Below are 12,350 nucleotides of genomic sequence, written 5' to 3'. Positions count from 1 at the left end.
GCCTCCATACCGTCTGAGCAATCAACATCAAACAGACTCAGGCAAAGTCGAACATTAAGGGGGTGCGGGGCACGGCACAATGGGGCGGGGGCAACACGGTCGACGTGGGCTCGAGGCCGACTTGGAAGCCGCATGTCACGACGCCCTCTTGGCCACTGACGGCTCGTCACGGGATACGGAGGCAGCGAAGAGGACCGGGCTTGCTGAATCAGCAAACGAACTCGCCTTCAGGGCGGCGTCCTGCGCATGATCGTTGGGCGCACAGCAGACCAACGGCCCTGGAGGAGACGCATGTCGGAAGACGTCGCTGAGGTCACACACCGGTTGGTGTCCTCGCCGGGAGGCCGTATTCACATCGCGGAGCAGGGAACTGGGCCGCTCGTGCTGCTCGTGCACGGCTTCCCCGAGTCCTGGTATTCCTGGCGCCACCAGCTGCCGGAGCTCGCGGCGGCGGGATACCGGGCAGTCGCCATCGATGTCCGCGGCTACGGCCGGTCCTCCAAGCCGTCCGCGACAGATGCGTACCGGATGGTCGACCTGGTGGAGGACAACGTCTCGGTGGTGCACGCCCTGGGCGAGGAGTCGGCGGTGGTCGTCGGCCACGACTGGGGCGCGGCCATCGCCGCGAACTCTGCCCTGCTCAGGCCGGAGGTCTTCCGCGCAGCGGGACTGCTGAGCGTGCCCTACACCCCGCGCGGCGGACCCCGCCCCAGCGACGTCTTCGCTCGGATGGGCGGGGATGAGGAGTTCTACGTCTCGTACTTTCAGGAGCCGGGCCGCGCCGAGGCCGAGATCGAACCCGATGTTCGCGGCTGGCTCGCGGGGCTCTACGCGGCCCTGTCCGGCGACACCATGCCCGCGCCCGGTGCTCCCGATCCGCACTTCGTCGGCAGGGAGGGGACGATGCGTGAACGGTTCCCGATCGGCCGACTGCCCGCCTGGCTCAGCGAGCGAGACCTCGACGTCTACGCCGGGGAGTTCGAACGGACCGGCCTGATCGGAGCGCTCAACCGCTACCGGAACATGGACCGCGACTGGGAGGACCTCGCTGCCTTGGACGGTGCCCCCATCACCCAGCCGTCCCTGTTCATCGGGGGCAACCTGGATGCTTCCACGACATGGCTGGCCGACGCGATCGACGCGTACCCGGTCACCCTGCCGGGCCTGGTCTCCTCCCACCTTCTCGACGGCTGCGGCCACTGGATCCAGCAAGAACGGCCCGATGAGGTCAACCGACTCCTGACCGACTGGCTCGCCGCACTGCCGGCCTGACGCACTCGCGCGCCGCCCGCTGCTGTCGAACACACGCGACGGGCGCGCTGGCGTCACACGTGGGATGCCGCGATGCGGGTACTCGTCTTTTTCATGGCCATCAGCGGGTACGACAGTCGGGGAGAAACCAGCCATGCTCAGTTCTTGTCGCTGCGGCCCTCGGCCGGTCCGGTCGCCCCTGGAGAGCCGGGATGAGTGACGTCGGCCAGGGCACCGGCACCGGCGCCGGCGCCGGCGCCGGCACGCAGAACGCCGAAAGGCAGGCACGGATCGACCTGCTCGGTATCTACCTCAACGACCACCTGGCAGGGTCGACCATCGGCAGCCGGCGCATCCACTACATGGTCCGGGCACTGCGCGACTCCCCGCTCGCCGAAGCGTTGCGGCCGATCGCCGACGAGATCGCCCAGGACCGGGCGACCTTGCTGGACATCATGAGCCGACTGGGCGTTCCGGCACGCCGGTACAAGATCCTGGCAGCGGACGCGGCCGAGAAGGCGGGACGCCTGAAGCCGAACGGCCGCCTCCTACGCCGCTCTCCGCTGACCTCGGTGGTCGAGCTCGAGTTCCTCCAGCTCGGAGTCGAGGGAAAGGCCGCCGGATGGCGCATGCTGCGCCGACTGGCGGAGAGTGACGGGCGTCTTGACCGGCAGCAGCTCGACGACCTGATCGAACGAGCCCGGCGGCAGCTGCGGACGCTGGAGGAACTGCGTCTTCAGCATGCCGAGAAGGCGTTGCGGACAAGGTGAGGACATGGGTTTTCATCGGAGGCAGCTGATGAGCGAGACCACCCCTTCCCAGGCGGACGGCGAGCGCTCCGAGGGCGACCAGGCAGGCCTGGACCCCTCGGCCCTCAACGATCACCGACTGATGCGGGAACTGGAGACCGTACACCGCACCCGCCACGACACCTTCCTGCACGGCTCCGAGGACGCGCTGGAGGCTCACACCCGCCGGATGGCCGAACTGGAGGGGGAGTACCTCCGCCGCCATCCCCAGCGGCTCGTCACCGCGGATCGGACCCGTGCCGGGGCCCGGGCGCGCGAAGAATGACCGCTCCGTGCCGCTCCTCGGCGTAGGCGCCGCCGGGGTACGCCCTCCCGACCGCGCAGTCGGCAGCCCCGCGCGGAGCCGTCACCGCGGCGGGGCTCGGCCCGCGTCGCCCTGTCGGGCAGCGAGGCGCTCGTCCGAGGGGGGCGCCTGCCGAGCGGCTGCCGAGAGGGCGGCCTCCTCGGAGCGGACGCGTACGGCCAGGAGCCCGGCGTTGCACACCGTGAACGCCGCCGCAGTGAGCCAGGCACCGTGCACCAGCGGCAGCGCGGCTCCCTCGACGACCACAGCGAGGTAATTGGGATGGCGCAGGATGCGGTAGGGGCCCTTCGTCACCGTGGGCAGGCCGGGCACGACGATCACCCGGGTGTTCCACTGCCGTCCCAACGTGCCGATGCACCACCAGCGCAGTCCCTGGGCGGCCACCACCAGGGCCAGCATCGGCCAGCCGACGCCCGGAATGAATGGCCGTCCGGCGACCCGTACTTCCACCAGGCAGCCCACGAGCAGACCCATGTGCAGCGCGACGAGTGCCGGGTAGTGCCCTCGCCCCGTCTCAGTGCCCCCGCGGGCCATACTCCAGCGGGTGTTGCGACGGGCGACGGTCAGCTCGGCGAGCCGCTCGGCGGCGACGGCCCCGATCAACAGCGCGTACCAGGTCACCCGGACATTCCTCCGTTCGTTTCACCAGCGGAGCAGGACCAGTTCGGCGCAGAAGCCCGGGCCGAGGGCGAGCAGCAGGCCCCAGGTGCCGGGCGGGGGCCGTCTGCGTCGCTGGGTGTCCTGGAGAACATGCAGGACGGAGGCTGACGACAGGTTTCCGACCTCCGCGAGGGAGTTCCAGGTGACGTCCAGTGCCCCGGGCGGCAGGTTCAGCGTGTCCGCGATGGCGTCCAGCACCTTGGGGCCGCCGGGATGGCACACCCAGGTTCCGATGTCGTGCCGGGCCAGACCGTGGGCGCAGAGGAAGGAGTCGATGTCGTCCGCGAGGTGTGCGCGGACGATGCCCGGGATTCCGGGGTCCAGCACGATACGGAACCCGCGGTCGGTGACGTCCCAGCCCATGACGCGCTCGGTGGCCGGGTAGAAGCGGCTGCGGCTTGCCACCACCTCGGGGCCGAGCGGGGGCCCTGGTCCGTCCGGAGCTCTGCTCCCTTGCGCCACCAGAGCGGCGGCGCCGTCGCTGAACAGGGCGCTGCCCACCAGATTGGCCGGCGAGGGGTCGGAGCGCTGGAACGTCAGCGAGCACAGCTCCACGGACAGCAGGATGGCGGTGTGCGTGGGCCAGCCCCGCAGGTAGTCATGTACACGGGCGAGCCCGGCCGCACCCGCGGCGCACCCGAGTCCGAACAGCGGAAGCCGTTTGACGTCCGGTCGCAGCCCCAGGGGACCCATCAGCCGGGCATCCACCGAAGGAGCGGCCAGGCCGGTGGTGGAGACGACGGCGATCAGATCCACCGCCCCCGGTGCCAGCCCGGCGGAGGCGAGGGCGCCCCTGACCGCTTCGGCCCCCATCCGCTCCGCGGCATCGATGAAGGCGTCGTTGGCCGCGCCAAAGCCGTCCAGACCGGCGTAGGCGTCCAAGGGCAGCACGGTATGGCGGAACCGCACTCCTGCCGCGGCGTGCACTCGGTCGAGCAGGGACCGGTCCGCCCCCGGCAGGCTTGACCGCACCTGATCGGTGATGTCGCGCTGACGGTAGCGATGGGGTGCCAGGACCTTCTGTACGGCGACGATGCGGCTCATACCAGGTTCCGATCGACGTGTGACGGCAATCCGGCTGCCGGGTTGGTCCGCAGGCAGGGTTGCCGCGGGCGGACTGGTGATCCCAGCCCCTGGTGATCCCAGCCCCAGGAACACGAGTGGAGGACGAGTACCCACTCCCGCGTCTGGATCGCCGTGGTTCGGCGGTGGGGCACGCCGCCTCAATGCCGATGCGATGCGGTCGCCGGGTCCGGCTCGACCGTCAGCCGGTCCGCACGGGAGCGCGTGAGGATGACAGCGCGGGGGTACCCGCAACTCCTGGCACAGGAGTGAGGAGGGATCATGGGCATGCGCAGAAAGACGGCCGGGATGACCACGGCGACGAAGCCGCTGCTCACCGCAAAGGCCACGGCGAAGGCCGCGAAGACCGTTCCCGCCCGGTCCCTGCAGATGATGCGCACCCTGGGCGGCGAGAACGTCGTCGACGTGCTCACACGTCAGCATCGGCAGATCAGGCTCGGCTTCCTGCAGGCCGCGCTGCCAGGGCCGTGGCGCCGCCGGAACTTCGACCGGCTGATGCGCCTGCTCGCCGTGCACGAGGCCGCCGAAGAGGCGCACGTCCATCCGGTCGCGCGCCGGGCGCTGCGGCACGGCAGCGAGCTGGCCCAGCGCCGCCTCACCGAGGAGAAGGAAGCAAAGCAGCTGCTGGTCGCGCTCTGGCGTACCGGTCCGAACGGGGACGGGTATCTGCGGCGGCTGAACCAGGTCCGGCGTGCGGTCGCCCGGCACGCGGCACGTGAGGAACGGGAGGAATTCGCCGCGCTGCGCAAGGCCGTCGGCCCGGCTCGGCTGCGCATGCTGGGCGCCGAGGTCAAGCTCACCCAGGCGTATGCGCCGACCCGGCCGCACCGCTGGGTCAACAACGAGGCCGCGAACAAGCTGGTCGCGCCAGTCCTCGGTCCCCTCGACCGCACCCTGGACGCCGTCCGCCACCGTATGGCCTCCTGACGCTCAGCAGGAGCGGCCGCGCACGGGCACCGGTGCGCGGCACGCTCCTCAGTCACGCGACCGTGGCGGGACCGCCCCGCCCGGTGCGTACGGCGCCGACGTCGCCCCTGCCGCCCGCACCTCGACTCGCGTCACGTCACCGTGGCCGACGCCTTCTGTTTCACAGAAACCCGCCCGAGAATGGCATAAATGGAATTGTTCGGGCGCTTGGCTCAAGGACGTGGGCCCGATGCCAACTGGGACACTTCTGGCGATCATCATTCCGGTCGTGGCGCTCATCGCCCTGATCGCACTCGGCTCTTCTCTTCTCATGCGCCGTCACCGTCTTCGTGAACTCTTCGGCCCGGAGTACCAGCGGACGGTTGAGGAGACCGGCAGCCGACGGGCCACCGAGCGGGAGCTGGTCGAACGTGAGCAGCGGCACGACGAACTGGACGTCAAGCCGCTGCCCATCAGCATCCGCGACCGCTACACCCGGGAGTGGGCCACCGTGCAGGAAGAGTTCGTGGACCGGCCCGAGGAGGCCGTGCATGACGCGGACCGCCTGGTGACCTCGCTCATGCAGGAGCGCGGCTACCCGACGGAGAAATTCGAGGAACAGCTGAGGGACCTCCCGGTCGAGCACAGCCGCACGCTGGAGCACTACCGCGCCGCCCACGCGATCGACGAGCTCAGTACCCGCCACGGGGCCGACACCGAGCAGTTGCGCAACGCCCTGGTCCACTACCGCGCGCTGCTGGAGGACCTGCTGACCGACGGCGGGCAGCCGCGCCCCACCGGGACCTGAACCAGGACTGAACGGGCGCGGATCCGGCAGGCGTGGCGCCCGGCGCGCCTACCACAGCGGCCGGCGCCGCCCCGCGTCGTTCCTGGACAACCCGCTGTTCACGACGCCGGCGGCGGACTTCTACCTGGGCTGAACTCCACCGACCGTCGCCTGCCGGCCGCGCCCCGGTGCGAGCGCTCCCGTGGGAATTCGCAGGGCGAGGAGGGCGACGTCGTCGTCGTTCTCGGCAGGGCGGACCCGATGCAGGAGCTGATCGGTGAAGGAGGCGAGGGGGCGATGGGCGAGGGCGGCCGCGTGTTGGCGCAGTCGGTCAAGGCCCTCGTCGAGGGAGTGGCCGGGTGCTTCGATGAGGCCGTCGGTGTACAGCAGAAGGGTGGATCCGGGCGGCAGCAGGGCCGTGGCGTCGGGCCGGGGTCTGCCCGCTCCGGTGCCCAGGAGAATGCCGTGGCCGTCGGTGAGGTAGTGGGCCAGTCCGTCCTGGCTGATCAGCAGGGGCGGCGGATGGCCGGCGTTGGTCCAGGAGAGTTCCCAGTGACCGTCTTCCGCCTCTTCGAGCCGGGCGAAGATCATGGTGGCCATGGTCACGTCGGCGATGTGCATGACCGCCTCGTCGAGCCGGTCGACGATCCGGCTGGGAGGTTCTTTCTGGGACCAGGCGTAGGCGCGGAGCATGTTGCGCACCTGTGCCATACCGGCCGCTGCCTCCAGGTCATGGCCTACGACGTCCCCGACGGCCAGGGCGGTGGAGCGGTCGGACAGGCAGAAGGCGTCGTACCAGTCACCGCCTACCTGTGAAGCGTCGGGTGCGGGCATATAGCGGGCTACCATCTCCAACCCGGGCACGCGGGGCAGCTGGGGCAGCAGATGGTTCTGCATGGTCTCGGCGACCTTGCGCTGACGCTGGTAGAGGCGGGCGTTGTCCAGGGCGACCGCGGCGCGGCGTGCGATGTCCTCGATCAGCGGGAGGTCCGCCGTGGTGAAGTCCCCCGCCCGGTCGGCGCGGCCCAGTGTCAGGGCACCCAGGACCTCTCGGGTACTGCGGATGGGGGCGATGGCCGCGGAGCGGATGCCGGTGGCCTCGAACAGGCGACGCTGTTCGAGCGCTATACCGGAGTCGGGTGGCCGTTGGTAGGTCTGTGGGCCGGCCAGGGTGGAGGCGACCCCGCGCAGAGCTCGGGACAGCGGCATCGGGGATTCCGCCGGCACCGGCGGCATCGGTCCCTGAAGGTCCTCACGGTGCACCAGCGTGTCGCCTTCAGCGTGGACCACGGCGGTGCGCCACACCTCGTCGCGCTCGGTGATCAGGTCGATGACCACCCAGTCCGCCAGCCGTGGCACGACCAGCGCCACGAGCCGGCGCAGCGCCTCGTCGACATCGAGGGTGGAGGTCAGCTGCGTGGTGGTCTCCGCCAGCAGGGCCAGCCGTTCGAGCTCCGGCAGCGGCGCGGCGGCATGCTCCGGCCACGAACCGGTTGCCGACAGGTGGTGGGGGGCGTGAAAGAGAACGAGCGTGCCGACCTCGTCGTCGCCGAGGTCGTACGGCGTGATCATCCACGAGACGGGCAGCAGGGAGCCGTCTCCTCGCGCGAACCAGTCCCCTTCGGACTGGGCGCTGCGCCCGGCGTGGAAGGCCTGCCGCATGCGGCACCGGCTCGTCGGCAGCGGCTGGCCATGGGCGTCCCTGTGCAGCAGATCGTGCGCGTCACCGCCGACAAGATCCTTGGCGGGCCGGTTCAGCAACTGCTCGGCTCGGGCGTTGACCGCGATGATGCAGCCCTTGTCGTCCACCACATAGGCCCCGGCGCCGATGGCGGCCAGCGCCCCGGCCGACGCCGAGTCGGCACGGCTCAGGTACCGCTCATCGACGCTCTCGGTCACCTCTGGCCCCGCCACTTGCGCCTCCTTGGTCATCGACAGGCGCGCCACTCGCCCGCGGCCGTCCGCACGCGGCGTGCTGCCGCGTCCTGGTTCCTTCTCCCGAATACCCCCTCTGCAGGTGAATCAGCCGCATCACCGGAGCCGGTCATGCGCCGGGGCAGCCGAGGCAGGGGCGCGTCTTCCGTCCCCGGCATGCGGGTGACACCGGACGTCGTGGAGGAGAGCCGCTGATCTCACGGCCGGGGGTTCGTCCGCCGCCAGCCCCGGCCGGCGTCGACGTCACGCCGTCCCGCCACGGAGGCACAGCGGGGACGGACCCGGCGGACGGCGTCCGCGTCGCCACCCGTCTCCGGGAGGATGTCGAGCCAGTCGACGCCCCGGAAGGTGGCGAGTCGCGACCGGTGGAGGGAGCGACCGCACAGTGTCTGGTTGGCTCCGGGTTCCCAAGCGTGCACCTCTCCTCCGGGCGGCCGGCGGCCGTCGTCCTCGTCCCACCAGCGATCGGAAGCCGCCACCCGGTGACGCCGTGCCCCTGCCACCCGGCGCGAGTGCCCCTCCCAGTGGGTGCCATGCCCTCGAAAGGGCAGAAACCGTCAACGAAAGTACAAAACAGCATAAAATATGACTGAAGGCCCCTCCGGCTTCACCTCATCACAGGTGCGCGCCCGGGGGCGTTCGCGACTGACACACCCAGCCCCACTCCTCCACTTCGGGACACTCCCCCGCCTCCTACTACTGGAGGTACGGATTGCTCATGTGAGCACTCCGCGGCACGAGAGTGCGGCCAGGAGGCGTGCGGAAGCGACAACGGGGCACTTGGAGAGTGTCCAGAGGCCACACGGCCCACAGGAATGGCAACAGCGGCGATCGAACAAGCCTCAGGGCAAAGGGAAGAGCCGTGGCATTGCGCATCGGGGCAGAGGAAGAATTCCACGTGATCAACGTGGAGAGCGGCCGACTTGTGCCTCGCGCCCGGGACATACTCGAGCGGCTCGGCCGACCGGGGTTCACAAGCGAGCTCCATCGATCGATGGTGGAGAGCAACAGCCGGGTGCACCACACGCTGGACGACCTGTACAAGGACCTGACCGGGGCCCGGCGCCGTCTGGACGCGGCGGCCTCCTCACTGGGCCTCGCGGTCGCGGCGGCCGGTACGGTCCCCCTGGCCCGGATCGCCTCGGGAGACGTCACCGCCGACCCCCGTTACCGGCGCATGGCGGAGGAGTACCGCAGAGTCGCCGACGAGCAGCTCATCTGCAGCGCGCAGGTGCACGTCGACGTACCGGACCGGGACACCGCCGTGCGCGCCATGTGCCTGGTCTCGCCGTGGCTGCCGCCACTGCTCGCGCTCTCGGCCAGCTCACCGTTCTGGCTCGGCACGGACACCGGATACGCGAGCTGGCGGACCATGCTGTGGCAGCGCTGGCCCACCGCGGGCCCGGCCGGCTGCTACCGGGACGCCGCCGCATACGACGCCGCGATCGAGGACCTGATCCGCTCGGGCGTCATCAGTGACGCCGGAATGGTCTACTACGACGTTCGCCCCTCCGCCCACCAGCAGACGCTGGAGCTGCGGATCTGCGACGCCTGCCCCCGAGCGGAGACGGTCGTCCTGATCAGCGGGCTCTTCCGGGCGCTGGTCCAGGATGCCTGCGACCGGCGGGCCCGCGAGGGCGGCCGGGCCTGCGACGGCCACCACGAGTGGCTGCGCGCCGCAGCCTGGCGGGCCGCCCGCTCCGGCCTCGAGGGAACCCTGGTCGACCCGGTCACCCGCCGCGCCGTCCCGGCCCGCACGGCCCTGCAGCACATGCTGGTCAGGCTGCGCCCGGCGCTGGAAGCGTCCGGTGACTGGGCGGTCGTCCAAGGGCTGCTGGCAGAGATCCTGGCCACCGGCAGCGCCGCGCACCGGCTGCGGCGGGCGGCCGAGGCCGAGGACCTGCTCGCCAGCATCGACCTCTTGCTCGCAGAGACCCGCGGTGCGGTAGGCCCACGGCGTCCGCACCGGCCCCGGCCCACGGCACCGGCCGCGAGCCCGTCACTCTCCTTCGACCGGGTGCCGGACTGAACGATGAATGCCGACGGCACTGAGGAGTACGCCGTCGACGTCGGTTCGTACTTCCCCCGTGCTCACTCCTGATCGGGAGACACGATGTCTTCGGTCGTGGGTCGACCTGGCGAGCGGTCTCGCCGGGCAGAGGGCGCCGGGTCGATCCGTATCGTCGCGACGTGTGCCGCGGGGCTCACGACGAGGGCGCCGGCCGCCTGTCCGTACTTGTTCCGGTAGGCGGCGTCGATCTCGCAGGCGGGTCCGGTCTCACGGGTTTCCAGAAGGACGTCGTGCGTGACGGCTCCCACCCGGATCTGTCCGTGGCTGTGCTGCTGCGCCGCCTGGTACCAGCGGGACCGGACCCCTCGGTGGGCTCGGACATACAGCCGGCCGCGGACCACGACCATGCCGATCCCGACGCCGGAGTGACCGTCGTCCCCGGCAGTCAGGACAAGGGAGTCGGACCCGGTGAGAAGGGCGAGGTCTTCGGGTGTCCAGGTCGTCATCGCGTCCGTGTTCGGCCCACCAGGTGCGCAACTCGGGGTCCTGGAGAGACAGTTCGCCGACGAGCTGGGCGAGCTCGGGATCGTCGGGGTCGGCCGCCGCCTCCATGCACAGCGCGGCGACGGCTTCCCGGGCGTCGTGGGCCCAGTCCTGGTGCAGCTGCCGGACCACCGGGTTCGTGAACAGCAGCCGCATGTAGTTGCGCCGGTGGGCCGGGATGGCGGTGAAGTCGGTGTAGAGGGCTACGGCTGCGGGAGGTTGTCGGTGGGGTTCAACGCGGGGGTGGGCGCGGAAGCCGGCACCGCACCCGACGCTGTGCATCGTGCAGAACGTCCCGGCTCTGCCGGGCCATGAGATGCGGGGCCGCCCGTACGAGGAGGATGATCAACAGGGCGGGCAGGAGCAGGACGAGCAGCATCACAGACCTCTCCGGTCGGCCGGTTCTCGGCACCTGATCGGGCCGCTCTCAGAATGCGCTCGAGTACCGGGCCGTGCATGTCGAGGAGGGCTGTACGCAGCAGCAACGCCGGCCGATGCCACCGGGCCACGCGGACCACGGTGACCCTGCTTCGCACTCGACGGTGCCGAGTACCGACGCCTTGAACAGAGCGGGCCGCACGCTGCCGACGGCAAGCACTGCCCCATGCGGGGCACCGGTTACGGTGCGCGCTGCCCGGGTCACGCACTGACGCCGCCGCCCCCGTCACGCATAAGCGGTCATAAAAATTGTGAAAACGGACACAATCGGGCGGCAAACGGTATAAAGTGGACATCGCGTAGCGAAGGCGCGCACCCATCGCCGACAGTCTCGATGCCAGGAGAGCCGCATGAGCCACGGAGCGAACGCCGCTCCCGACCCCAACCCCCACGCCGACTCCGCTTCCGCCCTCGGCTGCGAAGTGTGCAACGGCTGGGGCAGTGTGATCACCTACTGGGGCCGCCACGAGCTGTGCTCCACCTGCCAGCCCCACGCCGGGCGAGAGGACGACGACACCAGCACCGCGTCCCAGCCCCCATGGCAGCACCGAAACCGGCGGCTGTGACCAGCAGGAAGCGAGTGATGGCCGGCCCGGCTTGCCGCCGCTACGCCGGCGATGGACCGGCGTCGGTACGCCGACCAGCTCCGCCACTGCCGCGGCCGCCGCGGCGACACCGTAGCGGGTGCCCGGATCGGCCCGCACGAAGAGGGAATCGGCCGTCTCCGGCTGGGTGCGGGCGACGGCGACGACGCGTGCCCCGACGTTTCGGAGCCTGCGTGCCGTCGCCGGCCGGGCCCCCTTGCTGCCGCCCGCCACCACGGTGAGGCGTCCGTCGAGATCAGCGCTGCTCGGCAACGCGCACTACACCGGCAAGCGGGAGCACGAGCGCCTCGTGGCTCGCGCGGCAACGGTGAGGAACACGGACGCGGGCCGCCCCACCGCCGGAGGGGATTTCCACTCCGGCCGCCGCGCTCACGTCGGCGATGGGAGGATCACCGTGCCACCGCGCTGTTCGAGGAGGGGTCCGAGGTGCCGTCCGCCGAGCTGAAGCACACATTCCAGATCGCCGCGCCGCCGGAGCAGGTCTTCTCGCACCTGGCCGAACCTTCGCACTACGTCGGCCTGTCGCCGCTCCTCGTCGCCGTCCGCGACGTGCGGCGCAGCGGGGGAACCGTGCACTACACGGCCGTGGAGCGCTTCCGGTTCCTGGGCCTCCTGCGGCACGACAACATCATCGACGTCACGCTCGTCGCCGTCCCGGACGGTCTCCCGAACACCGCCGAGATCTCGGGCGAGGTCCGCAGTCCCGGCAGGGTCCGCATGAGCTACCGCTTCGCCATCGACCACCACGAGGCCGGCAGCGTCGTCACGGACACCCTGCATCTGCGGACGCCCCCTGGCCTGCTGCGCTTCGCCGCCTCTCAGGCGGGAGCGGTCCAGCAGGCGCGCGCCCGTGTTCTGACGGCCCGCCTGGCGCGGCCCGCCTGACGGCCTCCCGGCGGATCGCCCCCTGGATGGGCCTCCGTACAGGGCTCGGCCACTGGCAATGCATGCATCGTCACGGGTGACAACACACTGAGCAAGCGCTTAGATAGCAACGGACGTGTACCGCGCAAAAATG

Annotated in this window: 13 protein-coding genes and 1 pseudogene; 8 read left to right on the top strand and 6 right to left on the bottom strand. The window is 70.6% G+C overall.

Features of this window, described 5'->3' with window-relative positions; translation table 11 throughout:
• The first annotated feature begins 291 nt into the window (after nt 1-291).
• The 3 genes from ACFYZE_RS32505 (at nt 292) to ACFYZE_RS32495 (ending at nt 2,325) form a co-directional block, all read left to right on the top strand.
• On the top strand, nt 292-1,272 hold the full coding sequence (locus tag ACFYZE_RS32505; protein ID WP_389002078.1) for an alpha/beta fold hydrolase: 981 nt from the start codon (nt 292-294) through the stop codon (nt 1,270-1,272).
• 191 nt (nt 1,273-1,463) lie between these two features.
• Entirely contained in the window at nt 1,464-2,021 is a 558-nt protein-coding gene (locus ACFYZE_RS32500; protein WP_389002075.1) for a hypothetical protein, read from the top strand.
• Nucleotides 2,022-2,049: 28 nt separating this feature from the next.
• Nucleotides 2,050-2,325 carry a DUF6158 family protein gene (locus tag ACFYZE_RS32495; RefSeq protein WP_389002072.1) on the top strand — a complete coding sequence of 92 codons (276 nt, stop codon included), beginning with the start codon at nt 2,050-2,052 and terminating at the stop codon, nt 2,323-2,325.
• A gap of 81 nt (nt 2,326-2,406) precedes the next feature.
• On the opposite strand, the gene ACFYZE_RS32490 is transcribed toward ACFYZE_RS32495, so the two are convergent.
• Together ACFYZE_RS32490 and ACFYZE_RS32485 are read right to left on the bottom strand one after the other, a co-directional pair.
• On the bottom strand, nt 2,407-2,985 hold the full coding sequence (locus ACFYZE_RS32490; RefSeq protein WP_389002069.1) for an isoprenylcysteine carboxyl methyltransferase family protein: 579 nt from the start codon (nt 2,983-2,985) through the stop codon (nt 2,407-2,409).
• 21 nt (nt 2,986-3,006) lie between these two features.
• Nucleotides 3,007-4,068, bottom strand: coding sequence for a type III polyketide synthase (locus ACFYZE_RS32485; protein WP_389002066.1), 1,062 nt, complete (start codon nt 4,066-4,068; stop codon nt 3,007-3,009).
• Nucleotides 4,069-4,368: 300 nt separating this feature from the next.
• Here ACFYZE_RS32485 and ACFYZE_RS32480 point away from each other — a divergent pair, with 300 nt between their 5' ends.
• Nucleotides 4,369-5,034, top strand: a complete 666-nt coding sequence (locus ACFYZE_RS32480; RefSeq protein ID WP_389002064.1) for a hemerythrin domain-containing protein — start codon at nt 4,369-4,371, stop codon at nt 5,032-5,034.
• Between the two features lie 229 nt (nt 5,035-5,263).
• On the top strand, nt 5,264-5,821 hold the full coding sequence (locus ACFYZE_RS32475; RefSeq protein ID WP_389002061.1) for a hypothetical protein: 558 nt from the start codon (nt 5,264-5,266) through the stop codon (nt 5,819-5,821).
• 120 nt (nt 5,822-5,941) lie between these two features.
• On the opposite strand, the gene ACFYZE_RS32470 is transcribed toward ACFYZE_RS32475, so the two are convergent.
• Both ACFYZE_RS32470 and ACFYZE_RS32465 read right to left on the bottom strand, forming a co-directional pair.
• Complete coding sequence (locus ACFYZE_RS32470; RefSeq protein ID WP_389002058.1) at nt 5,942-7,714, bottom strand: SpoIIE family protein phosphatase; 1,773 nt, start codon at nt 7,712-7,714, stop codon at nt 5,942-5,944.
• Nucleotides 7,715-7,932: 218 nt separating this feature from the next.
• Entirely contained in the window at nt 7,933-8,214 is a 282-nt protein-coding gene (locus ACFYZE_RS32465; RefSeq protein ID WP_389002055.1) for a hypothetical protein, read from the bottom strand.
• A 383-nt stretch (nt 8,215-8,597) separates the two neighbouring features.
• On the opposite strand from ACFYZE_RS32465, the gene ACFYZE_RS32460 reads away from it, so the two are divergent.
• Nucleotides 8,598-9,764 (top strand): glutamate--cysteine ligase, encoded by a 1,167-nt coding sequence (locus ACFYZE_RS32460; RefSeq protein WP_389002052.1) that lies wholly within the window; start codon nt 8,598-8,600, stop codon nt 9,762-9,764.
• Nucleotides 9,765-9,826: 62 nt separating this feature from the next.
• Here the strand turns inward: ACFYZE_RS32460 and ACFYZE_RS32455 are convergent, their stop codons facing one another.
• Together ACFYZE_RS32455 and ACFYZE_RS32450 are read right to left on the bottom strand one after the other, a co-directional pair.
• Entirely contained in the window at nt 9,827-10,252 is a 426-nt protein-coding gene (locus tag ACFYZE_RS32455; RefSeq protein ID WP_389002050.1) for a DUF2255 family protein, read from the bottom strand.
• 7 nt (nt 10,253-10,259) lie between these two features.
• Nucleotides 10,260-10,505: pseudogene (locus ACFYZE_RS32450) on the bottom strand (transcriptional regulator); the annotation flags it as partial.
• A gap of 572 nt (nt 10,506-11,077) precedes the next feature.
• On the opposite strand from ACFYZE_RS32450, the gene ACFYZE_RS32445 reads away from it, so the two are divergent.
• Both ACFYZE_RS32445 and ACFYZE_RS32440 read left to right on the top strand, forming a co-directional pair.
• Entirely contained in the window at nt 11,078-11,293 is a 216-nt protein-coding gene (locus tag ACFYZE_RS32445) for a hypothetical protein (protein WP_389002047.1), read from the top strand.
• Between the two features lie 465 nt (nt 11,294-11,758).
• Nucleotides 11,759-12,217: an SRPBCC family protein gene (locus tag ACFYZE_RS32440; protein ID WP_389002044.1), complete on the top strand. Its 459-nt coding sequence runs from the start codon at nt 11,759-11,761 to the stop codon at nt 12,215-12,217.
• Nucleotides 12,218-12,350: the final 133 nt, after the last annotated feature.

It is taken from the genome of Streptomyces sp. NPDC001796 (genome assembly GCF_042892355.1).
Classification (GTDB): Bacteria; Actinomycetota; Actinomycetes; order Streptomycetales; family Streptomycetaceae; genus Streptomyces.
Note: the sequence above shows the minus strand (reverse complement) of the source record. Positions and strands in the feature narration are given on the sequence as shown.

Bases quoted from the DNA above. Each gene is read 5' to 3' on its own strand.
- ACFYZE_RS32475 (WP_389002061.1), top strand. From the start codon at position 5,264: ATGCCAACTGGGACACTTCTGGCGATCATCATTCCGGTCGTGGCGCTC.
- ACFYZE_RS32455 (WP_389002050.1), bottom strand. From the start codon at position 10,252: ATGACGACCTGGACACCCGAAGACCTCGCCCTTCTCACCGGGTCCGAC.
- ACFYZE_RS32495 (WP_389002072.1), top strand. From the start codon at position 2,050: ATGAGCGAGACCACCCCTTCCCAGGCGGACGGCGAGCGCTCCGAGGGC.
- ACFYZE_RS32485 (WP_389002066.1), bottom strand. From the start codon at position 4,068: ATGAGCCGCATCGTCGCCGTACAGAAGGTCCTGGCACCCCATCGCTAC.
- ACFYZE_RS32505 (WP_389002078.1), top strand. From the start codon at position 292: ATGTCGGAAGACGTCGCTGAGGTCACACACCGGTTGGTGTCCTCGCCG.
- ACFYZE_RS32480 (WP_389002064.1), top strand. From the start codon at position 4,369: ATGGGCATGCGCAGAAAGACGGCCGGGATGACCACGGCGACGAAGCCG.
- ACFYZE_RS32500 (WP_389002075.1), top strand. From the start codon at position 1,464: ATGAGTGACGTCGGCCAGGGCACCGGCACCGGCGCCGGCGCCGGCGCC.
- ACFYZE_RS32445 (WP_389002047.1), top strand. From the start codon at position 11,078: ATGAGCCACGGAGCGAACGCCGCTCCCGACCCCAACCCCCACGCCGAC.